Source organism: Mariniflexile sp. HNIBRBA6329 (assembly GCF_043558645.1).
GTDB lineage: Bacteria > Bacteroidota > Bacteroidia > Flavobacteriales > Flavobacteriaceae > Mariniflexile.
Genome location: NZ_JBIFXS010000001.1, coordinates 171,504 through 187,929, shown reverse-complemented (window position 1 = coordinate 187,929; position 16,426 = coordinate 171,504). Strand labels below are relative to the sequence as shown.

Here is a 16,426-nt window from a genome sequence, read left to right as displayed (position 1 = left end):
TAAGGTAAAAACCATGAAAATCCTCCACCTAGATACCAATCACGAACTTCTAATCAATCAATTAAACAATTTAGGTTTCACCAATCATGAAGATTACACATCTTCAAAACAAGAAATCGAAGCCAAAATTAAAAATTATGATGGGATCGTTTTAAGAAGCCGTTTTTCCATCGATAGGCAATTTTTAGATGCCGCAACCCATTTAAAATTCATCGGGCGTGTAGGCGCAGGATTAGAAAATATAGATTGTGATTATGCCATTTCAAAAGGTATCGAACTTATTGCAGCACCCGAAGGCAACCGCAATGCAGTAGGCGAACATGCTTTAGGTATGCTGCTTTCTCTATTCAATAAACTAAATAAAGCTGACCAAGAAGTTAGAAATGGCAAATGGCAGCGCGAAGCCAACCGAGGAGTCGAACTCGATGGACGTACCGTAGGCATTATAGGTTATGGCCATATGGGAAAAGCCTTTGCAAAAAAATTAAGAGGTTTTGATGTAGAGGTGTTGTGTTATGATATTAAAGATGGCGTAGGCGATGCCAACGCAAAACAAGTAGCGTTAAATGAATTTCAGGAAAAGGTGGACGTTGTAAGTTTACACACGCCACAAACCCCCTTAACGTTGAACATGATTAATGCCAATTTTATTAATCAATTAAAAAAACCGTTTTGGTTCATCAATACGGCACGTGGTAAAAGTGTAGTGACTCAAGATTTGGTTTCAGCATTAAAATCGGGTAAAATCCTTGGCGCGGGATTGGATGTTTTGGAATACGAAAAAGCATCGTTTGAAGATATGTTCACTTCAATTATGCCAGAGCCTTTTCAATATTTAATAGCTTCAGAAAACGTATTACTGACCCCACACGTAGCTGGTTGGACGGTTGAAAGCAAAGAAAAATTGGCGCAAACCATTGTCGATAAGATTAAAGCAAAATTTTCTTAACTTTAGAATTCTAAAGTTAAGCTCATGCAATACCAAGCAATTTCTCCTGAAGATTATATTAGTCAACTTCCTGAAGACCGAAAAGAGCCTATAAAAAAGCTACGTAATATCATCAATAAAAATCTACCAAAAGGATTCGAAGAAACCATGAGCTATGGTATGATTGGTTATGTAGTACCACATGCCGTCTATCCCGCTGGATATCATTGCACACCAGAATTGCCCTTGCCCTTTATGAGTTTTGCTTCGCAAAAAAACTCTATAAACGTTTACCATATGGGTGTGTATGCCATCAAAGAGTTGTACGATTGGTTTGTTACCGAATACCCCAAGCATTGCAAGCGTAAACTCGATATGGGAAAAAGCTGTATTAGGTTTAAATATATAGACGATATTCCGTATGAACTTATTGGAGAGTTGGCGTCAAAAATGACCACCGAAGCATGGATAAACATTTATGAAAAGAATATTAAAAAGTAATTTATAAAAAACTACGATATGAAATTAGGAGCCTTTTCAATAAGCCTTAGCGTTAAAGACATTAAGGCATCTAAACAATTTTATGAAAACTTAGGGTTTTCACAGTTTGCTGGCGATTTAGACAAGAACTACCTTATAATGAAAAATGGCAATGCCTTGGTAGGACTGTTTCAAGGAATGTTTGAAAACAACATACTAACTTTTAATCCTGGTTGGGATGAAAATGCTACCAAACTCGCTACTTTTGATGATGTTCGGGATATTCAAAAACAACTCAAACAAAAAGGAGTAAAACTAGAAAGTGAAGCAGACGAAACCACTTCTGGACCGGCAAGTTTTGTGGTTTTAGATCCTGATGGGAATGCCATTCTTGTAGATCAACACGTTTAATTTTTCAATAGACACATTACTAAAATGAAAAAAAGAGTAACAGGTATTGGCGGATTGTTTTTCAAAACAAAAGACCCAAAAGCGACTAAAGACTGGTACCAAAAACATTTGGGTTTTAATACCGATGATTACGGTTCTACTTTTTGGTGGAAAGATAAAGATGGTAAAGACTGCTCTACTCAATGGAGTCCATTTGCTGAAGACACCAAATACTTTGAGCCTTCAAAAAAGGACTTTATGTTCAATTATAGGGTTGAAAATTTAGAAGCATTACTAAAAGTTTTAAAAGATGAAGGCGTAACAATAGTTGGTGATATGGAAACCTACGATTATGGTAAATTTGGCTGGATTTTAGATAACGACGGCAATAAAATAGAACTTTGGGAACCTATAGATACTGCTTTTTTGTAAAAAGTATCAACACTGAAATTCCAAAAACCAAAAAACCATACACCAAGCTTTGACATATTTAGACATTCTTCAATCTTTTCATCTTACTGTTTTACAATGGGCTGCTATTTGTTTTGCGGTTTTTTTATTGGGCTTATCAAAATCGGGTATAAAAGGCATAGGCATTATTATTGTTGTAATACTGGCTTTTGTTTTTGGCGAAAAAGCATCAACGGGTATATTACTGCCCATGTTAATTTTTGCCGATATTTTTGCAGTTGTTTATTATAACAAACATGCGCAGTGGCAGTATATTAAAAAACTACTCCCCTCAATGGTAATAGGGGTTTTAGTTGGGGTTTGGATTGGAAATGACATTTCTGAAGCTGTTTTTAAACGCATTATGGCAGTCATCATCATTGGGTCTGTATTCATTATGTTTTATATGGAGAACAGAAAATCTACTACGGTACCAACCAATAAATGGTTTTCAAATTCAGCAGGTTTTATGGCTGGTTTTACCACTATGGTTGGTAATTTAGCAGGCCCTATTTCCGATATTTATTTTCTTGCCATGCGTATGCCTAAAAACGAATTTATTGGTACTGCCGCTTGGTTGTTTTTTATCATCAACGTATTCAAACTGCCCTTTCATATATTCGTTTGGAATACCGTAAGTGCAGAAACCTTGGTTTTAAATTCGGTATTAATTCCAGCAGTCATTCTTGGTTTTTTCTTAGGAGCTTATATTGTAAAACTTATTTCGAATGTTAATTACCGAAGGTTTGTGTTTATTGTTACTGCCTTAGGAGGCATCATTATGTTGTTTAGGTAGTGTTTAAAAGCTGTTTAATGTGTTGATTGAAGCGTAGTTTTTAAGCAAACTAAATTATAAAAATAAAAAAAAGTAGTTTTAGATAGATTTTCTAAAACTGCTTTTTTTGTGATGCTTTTTTATTTTATCGAAATTAAATGTGTTTCCGTTTCACCATTAATATTTAGTCTTAAAACATATAATCCAGAAGGTAATGCACTCACATCAATAACCGCTTTATTGTCTTTAATTTTAACCTTTTCTTTTTCAAAACCTAGCATATCATATAAAGAAGCACTTATTTCAGCATTTTTTTCTGGAACATTGTTAGCGTCAACCAAATCTAAATACACCACATCGTTAGAAGGGTTTGGATAAATTTTAAAAATGGTGTCAAGAGTTGATTTATTAGAACTCGCCATAGATTGAATCTCACTACAACTTTGTATATAAAAATCGCCTTCACTTTCATAAGTTGAAGAACCGCAGCTATTTGTAAGCTCTGCATACATATTAAAATAACCGCTAAATCCTTTTAAAAATGCAAAAGTATAGGTGTATTCATCATTACCGTTAGATACCGAACTATAAGTTGCATTTGGATATAAAAAAGGAAAGCTTAAAGATGCTCCTATTGGTTTATTTATAATAAATGGTACATAATGGTATTTAATATCGCAATACTCAGATTGTGCAGTACCTCTAGTTACAGCAATAGCTGGTGGAGCGCCTCCAAACAAGTTTTTGGTTTTACTATAAGATTGCCCACAGGCGTCAGCTATGGTAGCTGTTAGTGTAACCCCACCATTGCCAATTAAGTTTAGTGTAACCCCCGTATTTGAAGCATTGCTTAGAGTAGCAACTGTACTGTTAGATAAACTCCAAGTAACCGTTTGCCCCGTTAATACATTTTCAGTACCAAAATTGTAATTTGTACTACCACTACATAATGTAGATGCACCAGATATGGCTGTAATGGTTTGTGAAACAGGAGAGCGTATAACAGGAGAAGAATCATAATATTCAACTCCATTTAATGTAACTGTAAGGAACACGGTAGAGGGCAAAATAGTTTGCGAAGCAGGTTTCAATAGGATAGTACTACTTGTATCTGTTAATGTACCACTTACAGGTGTACCATCTGGTAAACTCCAGCCATTACCTACATACCAACTATATGTTTTTGTACCTTGAGAGTTATTAACATTATAAACCGAAAAAGTAATTATGCTTGTATTTCCACAGCTAATATTTGAGCTTCCAGGAAGTATCTTAAACTCTGGTGTTGGCGTTTTTGTTAGAGGATATTCGCAACTTTGTGATTTTACGCCCGAAGAAGTTTTACATTCAATATAAATACTACTACCTGTAAGTTGAATTTCACTTGCGGATATATTTGCTGTAATTTGCCCAATAAATTCAGTATTATTGTTAATCCAACCACCCGATTGAAGAATAATATTTGCTCTTGAGTTGCCGTAAGAACCAGTATTATATTTTAATAGAATATCCAAATCACAATTACCAACGGCTTGGTTTGAAGGTTTTGTTAATTTAAAATAAATTGTTAGACTATTGTTTGAATTCGTGCCGAAATCTATTAAATTACAATTAGAAACGGTAGTTTGGTTATTAACCAATATATTTGTTATAGTGGTTACAACTTGAGAATAAGATTTACACATAAAAATAAGTGTAAATACTAGAATAAATTTAATTTTCATTTTATAAATTTTAGTTTTTATAAAAGCATTAAAATCATCATTTTTCTAAATGTATTTGTAGACCTAAAGCAAATCTAAAATCATTTGAAGTATAAGTATCAAATTTTGTGGAACTATAGTCTAAAGTAAGTTCTAATCCTACACTACTATTGAAATAAATAACAGGACCCGCTTTAAACCTATAATTACTTCCATTACTAACGGGAAAACCTTTGGTTTTTGAATAATAATAATTGTAGTTTGCATCTGCAAAAACATTTATTCTTTTTTCAGGATTTAAGAAGTAATATCTAACAAAAGGTCCTAACCCAAAACCTACATTTGAGAGACCGCCGCTGGGTTTACCGTAATTAAAATTAGCGTTTAAACCTCCTGCAAATTGATCTATAAAAAAATAACCAATATTAGGGTAAAGCCTTATTCCATTTGAAGAACCTAAGGATTCTTCATTTTCTCCTTTTATTTTAGAATTATAGAAACTAGCATCACCCCCAACCATCCAATTACCTTCGGTTATTTGGGCGTTAACAGTCAATACGGTTGTAAATACAATTAAGAAAAATAATGTTAATGTTTTCATTTGTTGTTAATATTAAATAGGTTAAAAATTTGCAATAATTATTTGGTTTAATGCTTATTAGCATTAAGTTTAATAATGTTTACTGCACACAATTAACATACACGTTTTTTGTCTATGCAGTCTATAAAATGGTCTATATGGTTGGGTCTATGGTTAGTCTATTAATACAATACAGCCGTCTAAAAACTGTATTATTACGCTGCTAAATATTACTTAGGGAGTAAATAAAAAAACTAGCGCTAGTTAAAAAGTACTCTTTAATGCCCTCAACATCTTTTTTGCATAGACTAAACAAAGAATAAGCTTTTGGACAATACAAATATGAAAAAAAAAAAAACATATTACACAAGTTATTCTTACATTCTTTTTAAGAATTTTCGTTTTATGGATTTCCCGTAACTAATGTACGGTAAAACATTACTTTTATTGAAATAGGTTTTTTTTGCGTCATTGCTGTAGAAAATGACAAAACACTCTGTTTATTGGTTATCTAAAGTATATTGAAATTTAATTGGAGAGATTACTTCGGTCATACTTCCCTCGTAATGACGTTAATCTCCATTATTCTCCATCAACTTGCGCTCCAATTCTGCCTGAAATTCTTCCATTACTGGGCGAACAGTGCTTTCTGGTAAGTCTGCAATTTTAATGTACATCAAGCCATCAACCGAATTGTTGAACAATGGGTCTACATTAAAAGCCATAAGGCGTGCATTTTGTTTGATGTATTTTTTTAGAAGTACAGGCAAGCGTAATGCTCCTGGTTCTATTTCATCAATGATTCTATCAAACTTATTTAAGTCGGCCTCGGTTTCATCAAAAACAAAATCTTTATCGGCGTCTTTCAGTTTTACTTTAAATTCCTTTTTAGGATGTACATACTGCGCTAAATAAGGGTCATAATAATGCGATTTCATAAACTCAATCATCAACGATTTTGAGAAGTTTGAAAACTGGTTACTGATGCTTACACCACCAATTAAAAACTTATGTTCTGGGTAACGTAATGTGGTATGCACAATACCTTTCCAAAGTAAAAATAAAGGCATTGGTTTTTGTTGGTATTCTTTAATGATGAATGCGCGACCCATTTCTATAGACTGGCTCATCATTTTATGTAATTCTGGTTCAAACCTAAAAAGGTCTTGTAAATAAAAACCATTGATGCCATATTCGGCAAAAATTTTAGACCCCAAGCCCATTCTATAAGCTCCTGCTAGCAAGTTTTGCTCGTTATCCCATAAAAACATATGGTGGTAGTAATTGTCAAAAGCATCCAAATCAATAGCTTCATTGGTGCCTTCACCAACTTCCCTAAAAGTGATTTCTCGCAAACGTCCAATTTCCCTTAAAATGTTAGGCACTTTAGACGCCTCTGCTAAAAATACTTCGTAATTTTTACTTTGCAACAGCCTAGAATCGTCTTTACGCAAAGCTTCTACCTCGCTAATCATTAGTGCTGTATCAACAGGTGTAACAATAAGCTTTGGAGCTTTGGGTGTTTTTAAAGTAGCCTGAATGTTGTCTAGTATTTTCGATTTTTCTTCAAATGCATTGGAAAGCATATAGGTTTTTCGTCTTAAAAATTCTGAAAAATCTTCAAGCGATGTGTGTTCTTTTTGGTCTTCAACCGAAATGGGTTTCCCTATTCTAACCTTTATGGTGCGTCGTTTTTGTGTTAAAACCTCTGAAGGCAATTTAGCGGTTCTAAGCGTATCGCTAATTTTTGACAATTTGTAAAACAGTCTGCTGTTTTTGGCATGAAAATAAATGGGTACAACGGGTACTTCGGCCTTTTTCACCAGCTTCATTGCCGATGCTTCCCAAGGCCTATCAACTACTAATTTTCCATCTCTGTAAGTTGAAACTTCACCTGCCGGAAAAATACCTAATGGGCGACCTTCCCGTAAATGAAGAATGGAATTTTTAAATCCAACAAGGCTAGATTTTACATCTTTTCTATCTTCAAACGGATTTACCGGCATAATGTAAGGTGCCATAGGCTCGATGCGGTGCAATAAAAAATTGGCAATTATCTTAAAATCGTTTCGTTGTTCCAACATTAATTTCAAAAGCAAGATACCATCAATACCTCCTAGCGGATGGTTGGACACGGTAATATAGGCTCCATCTTTAGGAAGTCGTTTTAAATCTTCTTCCGGAATTTCGAATTTAATTTGAAATTCGTCTAAAATTTTATCTAAAAATTCAACGCCCTCTAGGTGTTTGTTGCGGTTGTAAAATTTATTTAAGGTAGATATTTTTAACACTTTCATAAGTAGCCAGCCAATAAACGTTCCTATAAAGCCATAGTTGTCCACGTTTATTACTTTAGCCACTTCTTTAGCTGAGACTAATCCTGAATCTTGTTGTTTGGTCATGACTGTAAATGTACTAAATTGTTTATTTACTTACTACTTGAACAGTTTCTTGCGTTAATTGTTTTAATAACACGGTTTTACCTTCTTCAATTTGGTTAATTGCGTTTTGGTTGTAATGCCTAATGGTGTAAAGAGACACGTTTTCGTGGCAAGTTACTTTAAATTTTGCTTTTAAATGGTGCAATAACTTGTCAAGATTATCATAAATATTATCTACACAAACCGAAAAACTAATGGCCGAATTTTGAATAACATCTACCTTCATTTTATATAAATGTAGTAAATTAAATATTTCGCTAATGTTTTCTTCTACTATATATGAAAAATCCAAAGAGGATAATGAGATTAAAACTTGATTTTTCTTAACGATGAAACAAGGCACCATGGGTTCTAACGTAATGTTTTTCCCTATGCGTGTTCCTGGTGCTTCAGGGTTTAAAAATGACTTTACATACAGCGGAATTTCTTTGCCTTGAAGAGGTTGCAACGTTTTTGGATGTATAACCGAAGCGCCATAAAAAGCCAACTCAATAGCTTCGCGGTAGCTTATTTTGTTTAGCAATTGAGCGTTTTCAAAATAGCGAGGGTCAGCATTCAACACTCCTGGCACATCTTTCCAAATAGTTACGCTATCAGCATTTAGGCAATAGGCATAAATAGCTGCGGTATAATCGCTTCCTTCTCTGCCCAATGTGGTGGTGAAATTATTAGGGTCGCTTCCTAAAAACCCTTGGGTAATATTTAATACGGTTTTGTTGAAATTTGATGAAATGCGTTGTTGGGTTTCCTCCCAATTGATATTGGCACTTCGGTAATAAGTATCGGTTTTAATATGCTCTCGAACGTCTATCCAATTGTTCCTTAGACCAATAAAATTTAAATATTCGCTAACAATAAGGGTTGAAATTAATTCGCCATAACCTATAATTTGATCATAAACAAAATTATAATCGGGCGATTTATTGGTTTCTAAAAACTGGTTAAGTTCATTAAAAAACGACGTTACTTTTTTAAAAACTTGATGCTTTTCGTCCTGATAGCTATCGGGATCAAATAAATCTAAGAGAATTTCATTATGGTATTTTTTTACTTCTTGAAGCGAGCTTTGTAATTCGGTTTTATTCTCAAAATAATTTTTAATTACAAGTTCTAAAGCATTGGTTGTTTTTCCCATTGCAGAAACTACAATTAAGGTATTTTTATAACCTACTTTTTGAAGTAATGCCGCAACATTTTTAACACCGTTGGCATCTTTAACCGATGCGCCACCAAATTTAAATATTTGCATTTTATAGATTTGCTATATAGTTTTTAATACCTTGTTCGTTTAAATGAACTACATTCCAATCGTGTAAAATATGGGCTCCTTTTTTCTCGTATAAGGTAATGGCGGGTTTGTTCCAATTTAATACTTCCCAGTTAATACGCTTAACACCCAAACTGTGCCCGTATTTTACAACTTCATCTAAAAGGGCAGTACCCAAGCCCATACCGCGCATGGTTTCGTTAACAATCAAATCTTCTAGGTGTAAAATTTTGCCTTTCCATGTAGAAAACCTATGAAAAACGATGGCAGTGCCTTCTACTTTTTTGTTCACTTCGGCAACAAAACATATAAAAGCGGGGTGATCGCCAAAACCATCTTTTTGTAAATCTTCAACAGTTATTATTACTGCTTCTGGCTCTTTTTCAAACACAGCCAATTGATTTATAAGCGCCAAAACTTGTGACATATCCTCTTTTTTAGCTTTTCTAATTGTGAAACTCATAATATTTTTTAATTATTTCAAAGATAACTTAAAGTTGACTATTTCAAAGATTAATCTTTGGCGAAAACGTTGTAGTTCATTAAAAAATAGCAGATATTTGTAGTACTAAAAAGCAAATTTATGGCTCAAAAAATGCAAACCTTAGGAGAGTTTATCATTGAAAATCAAGCGTCTTTTAAATATTCTTCAGGGGAATTATCTAGCCTTATTAACTCCATTAGGCTAGCCGCTAAAGTAGTAAATCATGAAGTTAACAAAGCAGGCTTGGTAGATATTATTGGAGCTGCAGGCGACACCAATATACAGGGTGAAGACCAACAAAAACTTGATGTATATGCTAATGAAAAGTTTATTCAAACCCTTACCAATAGAAATATAGTTTGTGGTATTGCCAGTGAAGAAGAAGACGATTTTATTGCCATTAACAGTCAAGATGAAAATCATCAAAACAAATATATTGTATTAATAGATCCGTTAGATGGTTCTTCCAATATTGATGTTAATGTGTCTGTTGGAACAATTTTTTCAATTTACAGACGTATTACGCCTGTAGGAACACCTGTTACTATTGACGATTTTCTACAAAAAGGGAGTCAGCAAGTGGCAGCGGGCTATGTGGTTTACGGTACGTCTACCATGCTCGTTTATACTACTGGAGCTGGTGTTAATGGATTTACTTTGAATCCTGCCATCGGTTCGTTTTATTTATCGCATCCCAATATGCAGTTTCCAGAAGACGGACATATTTACTCTGTTAACGAAGGGAATTATATTCATTTTCCGCAAGGTGTTAAAAATTATATCAAATATTGCCAAAAGGAAGAAGGTGATAGACCGTACACATCTAGATATATTGGGTCTTTGGTGTCCGATTTTCATAGAAATATGATAAAAGGCGGTATTTACCTGTATCCTAAAAATTCATTAACTTCAAATGGTAAGCTACGCCTATTGTACGAATGCAACCCTATGGCGTTTTTAGCAGAACAAGCTAACGGAAAAGCCAGTGATGGTTCTACAAGGATTTTAGACATTAAACCTACCGAGTTGCACCAACGTGTGCCTTTTATTTGCGGTAGTAAAAACATGGTTGAAAAGTGTGAAGAATTTATACGTGATGCACAATAAAAAAGACAAGAGATTTTAGAGTTGAGACAAAAGACTTAATTATAAACATTAAAAAAAATGCGAACAGAACGGTTCGCATTTTTTATTGCTTTTAATTTTTTTGAGTTTTTATCCAGTTAATACACTCATTAAAGGTTTCAAAAATATGTTCTCGTGGCATTAAATCTGGAATAATGTCAATACGTTCCATCATGTATTTTGGTTGATCTAGTAAATCAACAAATAAAGCGGTGATTTTGTTTTTGTTTAGCTCTTGTAGTACATCTTCCATGGCATATAGCCCAGATTGGTCCATATACTGCATACGGTCCAATCGAATAATAACCATAGAGGCAGAGTTTGGAATTTGGGCCGCCAAACTTTGAAACTCGTTAGTTGAGCCAAAAAACAAAGGGCCTTTAATATGCTTGATAAATACTTTTTCTTTTAATTGTTCGGGAAAACCAAATTCATCAGCCCAAGCTTCTTCTTTTAAAGATTTCACATCTGAACGTTCGGCAGTTAAATCGCCAATTTTTTTCATAAACATCAAAGAAGCAATTATAAGCCCGATTCCTACGGCGTACACTAAGTTCCAGAAGGTAGAAAGCAGTAAAACAACAAGCATGATAATAACTTCTGAACTTATTTTTAAAGGGCCAATTTTAGAATCTTTTGGTAAACTTGGTATGGCTTTAAGTCCTTTATAGTCCATAACTCCTATCCCAACGGTAATTAATATACCAGCTAAAACAGCTGCTGGAATTCTTGATGCAATGGGTCCTAGACCTAATAAGATAATAAGTAGCATGATACCTGCTATCATACCAGAAAGTTTTGTTTTTCCTCCAGAGTTGATATTTACAACCGTTCTAATAGTTGCACCTGCACCGGGGATACCGCCAAAAAGCGCGCCAATACTGTTCCCAATACCTTGGCCAACCAGTTCTTTGTTGGGTTTGTGTTTCGTTTTGGTCATATTATCGGCAACAACACTTGTTAATAATGAATCGATAGCACCTAATAAAGCCAATGTTAATGCGGTAAAAATATAAGGAGTGATACTAGCAATACTAAAATTTGTAAAAACTTCTAAATGTGGAATGGGAATGCCACTAGGAATTTCTTCAATGGGTCTATAATTTAATCCAAAAGCGATGGCAACACCCGATACCACCACCAAAGCAACCAAGGTACTTGGTATTTTTGTTGTAATACGTTTAAATCCGTAGATGATAAAAATGGTTGAAAGCGCTAAAATTAATTCTAACCAATTAATACTTTGAATGGCTCTTGGAAAAACTTTTAGGGTGCCTAAAACACCGGAAGCATCATTTTTTGCAAGGGTTTTAGATTCTTTTAAAATAACGTCTTCAGTAATGTTTTCTGCTCTTGTTACCGTTTCTTTAAAGTTTTCTAACACTAAAATGCCTTCGCCAGCTTCCTCTTTTAAAATGTTTTCAAGAATTAATTCTTCGGCTTGTGGTTTAAACGTGTTTACATATTCCATGTCTTCTTTTGGATAGTAACCAATGGAAGGTAAAATTTGTGTGATTAGTATAATAACCCCAATGGCCGTCATAAAACCAGAAACTACTGGGTAAGGAATGTATTTTATGTATTTACCAAACCCCAAAAGCCCTAATCCAATTTGCATTAAGCCAGACAATAAGAATACGGTAAGTATGGCGGGAAATGCTTTTTCAACATCGCCATCGTTTATGGCAATAATACCTGCAATAACGACCATACTAACAGCCGTCATAGGTGCTGTTGGACCCGAAATTTGTGTGTTTGTACCACCAAAAAGTGCAGCAAAGAAACTTAGAAAAATGGCCCCATACAGTCCTGCGCTTGGACCCAGACCAGATGAAACCCCGAATGCTAGAGCTAATGGTAATGCAACAATACCAGCGGTAATACCTCCAAAGGCATCTCCTTTTAAGTTTGAAAACAGGTTTTTCATATATAGTTTAGTATTAAGATTTCTAAGTTAATTATTTAAAATCAAGAAAGAAACTATTATATAAAAAAGTATTGGAGTCTTTTAAAATTGCTTGTTTTTAGAAGTTTACAAACGCAATTAAATTGAATTGATCTCTGCCTGAGGTTTCAAAAAACTGATTCATGTAACCAGCTTCTAGTTTAATATTTTTATTCAAATGATAACCAACACCACCAAAAACCCTATTTCTATCGAAAATAGCGCTTTCGGTATTTATAAATAGTTCATTATATGCTGAAAAATAACATTTACCGGTTTCTGTAAAAGGAATATTTAATCCTAAAAAGTAACGAAAACGCATTTTAAAATCTTCTTCAACAAAACGTTGTTCAAAACGGTAACGATGGTTTAATGTAACGCTTCCTATAGCTTGTTTAGATGTGAATTGCTGAAAAATTCGATGCTCATTTACACTTATTTTATCATCGGTATCTCCTATATAATTTTCGGACAGTATAAAACCGTAGCCCAATAAAACATTATTTTTGCCTTCATTGAAGGTATAACCCAAACCGGTTCTTAAAAGTAATTGTTCTAAATCGCCAATAGCATTGTAATTTCGGTATTGAATTTCATTATGAATATTCCATTTGGAATTTACTTGTTTATTTCCAATGTATATAAGCCAATTGCCAAAATTACTGTCTTGTGCGCTAATAAAGTTAGGCAGCACCAACGCTAATGTTAGTGCCACCATACTTATCTTCTTCTTCATAATATTTTTATATCGTCGTTTATTCAAAAAATGTTACAGCACCTGTATTGATGTCATACATAGCTCCAACAATATCAATTTCATTGTTGTCTTCCATTTCTTTTAAAATAGGGCTTTGTTTTCTAATGTTTTCAATAGCAATGCGTACATTTTTTTCTGCAACGTTGTCTACAAATTCTAGGTTTTTAGAATTTCTTTGGCTTTTGTCTGCTGGTTCTGCAACAGCTTCTACAGCAGGTTTTATTTTGCCTAACATGGTAGTTAAATTACCAAGTTTCGCATCGTCACAAGCACCTTTAATAGCGCCACAGCTGGTATGTCCTAAAACAACTATTAGCTTAGTGCCCGCTAGTTTACTGGCAAATTCCATACTTCCTAGAATGTCTTCATTTATAAAGTTTCCAGCTATACGAACACTGAAAATATCGCCTAAACCTTGGTCGAAAACCAATTCAGCCGAAACTCTAGAATCAATACAACTTAAAATAGTTGCGAATGGAAATTGGCCTTCGCTAGTATCGTTAACTTGCTCTAATAAGTTACGGTTTGCTTTTAAATTATTTTGAAATCTTAGGTTTCCTTCTTTTAAATATTGTAACGACTTTTGTGGCGTCATGGTTGCCTGCGTTTCTCTTGTGTGTGCTTTCATAATATTTTACTTTTATAATTTATATAAATCGTTATTGTTGTAATGAATAATTGTTGTTGCCTGATAGTAAAAGGGAAACATTCAGTTTATTTATAATGGTTTGAATGTCTTTTTTTTCTGAGCTTGATTGGTATTTGCCATTCTTCATTCTATCTAAACATAACAAATTAATATTGTTTTTTGTTATGTAGTTTGATAGGTTATTAATAGAATTATCGTTTTGTTCAAACACATAATTTATAGTGTTGATTTCTGAAGAACTATTAGTTCCATCCAATACATCAGATTTCTCTACGATTTTAAATGATTTTATTGGCTTTTGAGTATATGCCAATAAATTTTCAGTTAAGCTATCATTAAGAAATGTTTCCATCTTATTTAGTACCCCTAAAGATATTTTACTGTTAGGTGTTAAGGTGTTGTTTGCATCTGCTATAAAAATAAGGCCATTATATTTCTTTAAAACAAATTTGGTAATATTATCGCCAACAAAATTCAAAGCATTTGACTTTTTCTTTCCTAAAACAATAATATCGGGGTTTACTTCTTTAATATAATCATCTATTTCATGCTTTACATTACCAAAAACAAAGGAATAGTTTACAGGAACCTGAAACTCACTAGAAACAGATTCAACCATCTTTTTTATTTTCTTATTCGTTGCCGTATAATCGTGGTTTATACTACGCATTGCAGATAGTTGATTATCTCTTTCTACCACCTTGGCAGCGTTTTTAACATAAAAAAAGCTTATTTCGCCATCAATCATTTTTGCAAGACTTACAGCGCTTTTTAAAGCAGGATCTACAGATTTTTTTAAATCCGCAAGCACTACTATTTTATATTTCTTCTTTTTCATGACGCTTAGCTTAAACTTAATTTAGACTTAGGTCTTGTTCTAAAAAACTCTATAAAACTGGCTGGGTTTTCTTCAATGCCACGTTTAGATACCAATTTAATATCGATATTTCTTTCACTTGCTTTATGAAGGAAATCCTCAAGGATTTCTATAATATCGTAATCTAAATATCGGGTTTTAATAAGGTCTAGCTCTAAATACGTATCTCTTGGCAAACTGTCCAGCTCTTTAAGAATAGCTCCTTTGTTAAAAAATGTTACTTCTTCAGCAAGCGTCATTTTTATTTTATGTTTACCATTGCTTTTGTCTTCAATATGAAGGAAATGTGAGTTTTGGTAGCTTTTAAGTAAGATAACTACAACGCCAACCATTAGTCCTAAACCTATACCAACTAACAAGTCTGTGAATACAATACCCAATACTGTTGTAATAAAAGGCAACCATTGTTTCCAACCTAATTGGTACATGGTTTTAAATAGCTTTGGTTTGGCTAGTTTATAACCTACCACCAATAAAATGGCAGCTAAAACAGATAATGGAATCATGTTTAATAACTTAGGAATTACAATTACTGAAATTAACAGCAAGAATCCATGTATGATAGCAGATAATTTTGATTGTCCTCCAGATTGAATATTGGCTGAACTTCTAACAATTACTTGAGTTATAGGTAAGCCCCCTATTAAACCAGAAATAATGTTTCCAGTTCCTTGGGCTAATAATTCTCTGTTGGTAGGGGTTACATTTTTATGTGGGTCTAATTTATCTGTTGCTTCCACACATAATAAAGTTTCTAAACTGGCTACCAAAGCTATAGTAAAGGCTATTACCCATACTTCAGAATTGGTGATAGCTGCAAAATTTGGGAAGCTAAACTGATTCAAAAATGATGTAGCATCTTCTGGAATAGGTACGCTAACTAAATGCTTTGGCAAAATAGACAAAGTTTGGTTGTCACTTGTAACTACAACATATATAATTCCTAAAACAACAGCAACTAAAGGACCTTGTATAACTTTAAAGAACTTAGCTTTTTTAGATAGAATTAAATCCCAAAAAAGAATAATCCCTAAGCCAATAAATCCAATAACCATAGAACCTAAAGTGATATTTTCTACAATATTAAAAATGGCAGAAAATGTGTTTTCGCCTGAAGCTTCTATAAAGCTATCGGCACCTTCCGGTTCAGCATCATAACCAAAAAAATGAGGAATTTGCTTCAATATGATGATGATTCCTATACCTGTAAGCATTCCTTTAATAACCGAAGAAGGAAAGTAGTACCCAATAACTCCAGCTTTTAAAACACCAAAAAGTAATTGAATGGCACCACCTAACACAACGGCAACCAAAAAATTCTCATAACCGCCCAAAGTACCAATGGCAGTTAAAACTATAGCGGCTAAACCAGCTGCAGGTCCACTAACACCAACATTGGAACCACTTAATCCTCCAACAACAATTCCTCCAATAATACCAGCGATTAAACCCGAAAATAAAGGCGCACCACTAGCTAAAGCGATACCCAAACATAAGGGTAAAGCAACAAAAAATACAACGAGACTTGCAGGCAAGTCGCTTTTAATAGTTTTAAACATATTACAATATTATTTT

16 protein-coding genes are annotated in these 16,426 nt (G+C 33.8%); 6 read left to right on the top strand and 10 right to left on the bottom strand.

The genetic code is table 11. The features are described from left to right. Positions 1-13: 13 nt before the first annotated feature. Genes ACGK9U_RS00800 through ACGK9U_RS00780 form a run of 5 tightly spaced genes read left to right on the top strand, consistent with a single transcriptional unit; the run spans position 14 to position 3,044 of the window. The gene (locus tag ACGK9U_RS00800) at positions 14-949 is read left to right on the top strand and encodes a 2-hydroxyacid dehydrogenase (protein ID WP_394464450.1); all 936 of its coding nucleotides are present in this window, start codon (positions 14-16) and stop codon (positions 947-949) included. 24 nt (positions 950-973) lie between these two features. Further along, positions 974-1,429: a DUF1801 domain-containing protein gene (locus ACGK9U_RS00795; RefSeq protein ID WP_394464449.1), complete on the top strand. Its 456-nt coding sequence runs from the start codon at positions 974-976 to the stop codon at positions 1,427-1,429. An 18-nt stretch (positions 1,430-1,447) separates the two neighbouring features. Then, positions 1,448-1,819 carry a VOC family protein gene (locus tag ACGK9U_RS00790; protein WP_209655640.1) on the top strand — a complete coding sequence of 124 codons (372 nt, stop codon included), beginning with the start codon at positions 1,448-1,450 and terminating at the stop codon, positions 1,817-1,819. A 24-nt stretch (positions 1,820-1,843) separates the two neighbouring features. After that, positions 1,844-2,230, top strand: a complete 387-nt coding sequence (locus ACGK9U_RS00785) for a VOC family protein (RefSeq protein ID WP_394464448.1) — start codon at positions 1,844-1,846, stop codon at positions 2,228-2,230. A 49-nt stretch (positions 2,231-2,279) separates the two neighbouring features. After that, positions 2,280-3,044: a sulfite exporter TauE/SafE family protein gene (locus ACGK9U_RS00780; protein WP_394464447.1), complete on the top strand. Its 765-nt coding sequence runs from the start codon at positions 2,280-2,282 to the stop codon at positions 3,042-3,044. 119 nt (positions 3,045-3,163) lie between these two features. Here ACGK9U_RS00780 and ACGK9U_RS00775 read toward each other — a convergent pair whose 3' ends face one another. The 5 genes from ACGK9U_RS00775 to ACGK9U_RS00755 form a co-directional block, all read right to left on the bottom strand. Continuing rightward, entirely contained in the window at positions 3,164-4,747 is a 1,584-nt protein-coding gene (locus tag ACGK9U_RS00775; RefSeq protein ID WP_394464446.1) for a T9SS type A sorting domain-containing protein, read from the bottom strand. A gap of 37 nt (positions 4,748-4,784) precedes the next feature. After that, complete coding sequence (locus ACGK9U_RS00770; RefSeq protein ID WP_394464445.1) at positions 4,785-5,327, bottom strand: hypothetical protein; 543 nt, start codon at positions 5,325-5,327, stop codon at positions 4,785-4,787. Between the two features lie 551 nt (positions 5,328-5,878). Then, positions 5,879-7,708 carry a GNAT family N-acyltransferase gene (locus tag ACGK9U_RS00765; protein WP_394464444.1) on the bottom strand — a complete coding sequence of 610 codons (1,830 nt, stop codon included), beginning with the start codon at positions 7,706-7,708 and terminating at the stop codon, positions 5,879-5,881. A gap of 22 nt (positions 7,709-7,730) precedes the next feature. Continuing rightward, complete coding sequence (locus ACGK9U_RS00760) at positions 7,731-8,996, bottom strand: aspartate kinase (protein ID WP_394464443.1); 1,266 nt, start codon at positions 8,994-8,996, stop codon at positions 7,731-7,733. Position 8,997: 1 nt separating this feature from the next. After that, positions 8,998-9,477, bottom strand: a complete 480-nt coding sequence (locus tag ACGK9U_RS00755; protein ID WP_394464442.1) for a GNAT family N-acetyltransferase — start codon at positions 9,475-9,477, stop codon at positions 8,998-9,000. A gap of 120 nt (positions 9,478-9,597) precedes the next feature. Here ACGK9U_RS00755 and fbp point away from each other — a divergent pair, with 120 nt between their 5' ends. Continuing rightward, positions 9,598-10,605, top strand: coding sequence for a class 1 fructose-bisphosphatase (gene fbp, locus ACGK9U_RS00750; protein WP_394464441.1), 1,008 nt, complete (start codon positions 9,598-9,600; stop codon positions 10,603-10,605). Between the two features lie 91 nt (positions 10,606-10,696). Here fbp and ACGK9U_RS00745 read toward each other — a convergent pair whose 3' ends face one another. The 5 genes from ACGK9U_RS00745 to ACGK9U_RS00725 form a co-directional block, all read right to left on the bottom strand. Further along, positions 10,697-12,550 (bottom strand): SulP family inorganic anion transporter, encoded by a 1,854-nt coding sequence (locus ACGK9U_RS00745; RefSeq protein WP_394464440.1) that lies wholly within the window; start codon positions 12,548-12,550, stop codon positions 10,697-10,699. Positions 12,551-12,647: 97 nt separating this feature from the next. After that, a complete protein-coding gene (locus tag ACGK9U_RS00740) occupies positions 12,648-13,304 on the bottom strand; it encodes a DUF2490 domain-containing protein (protein ID WP_394464438.1) in 657 nt (218 codons plus the stop codon). 19 nt (positions 13,305-13,323) lie between these two features. Further along, entirely contained in the window at positions 13,324-13,953 is a 630-nt protein-coding gene (locus ACGK9U_RS00735) for a carbonic anhydrase family protein (protein ID WP_394464437.1), read from the bottom strand. Between the two features lie 31 nt (positions 13,954-13,984). Then, entirely contained in the window at positions 13,985-14,812 is an 828-nt protein-coding gene (locus tag ACGK9U_RS00730) for a universal stress protein (RefSeq protein ID WP_394464436.1), read from the bottom strand. 5 nt (positions 14,813-14,817) lie between these two features. Further along, on the bottom strand, positions 14,818-16,410 hold the full coding sequence (locus ACGK9U_RS00725) for a SulP family inorganic anion transporter (RefSeq protein WP_394464435.1): 1,593 nt from the start codon (positions 16,408-16,410) through the stop codon (positions 14,818-14,820). Positions 16,411-16,426 lie beyond the last annotated feature (16 nt).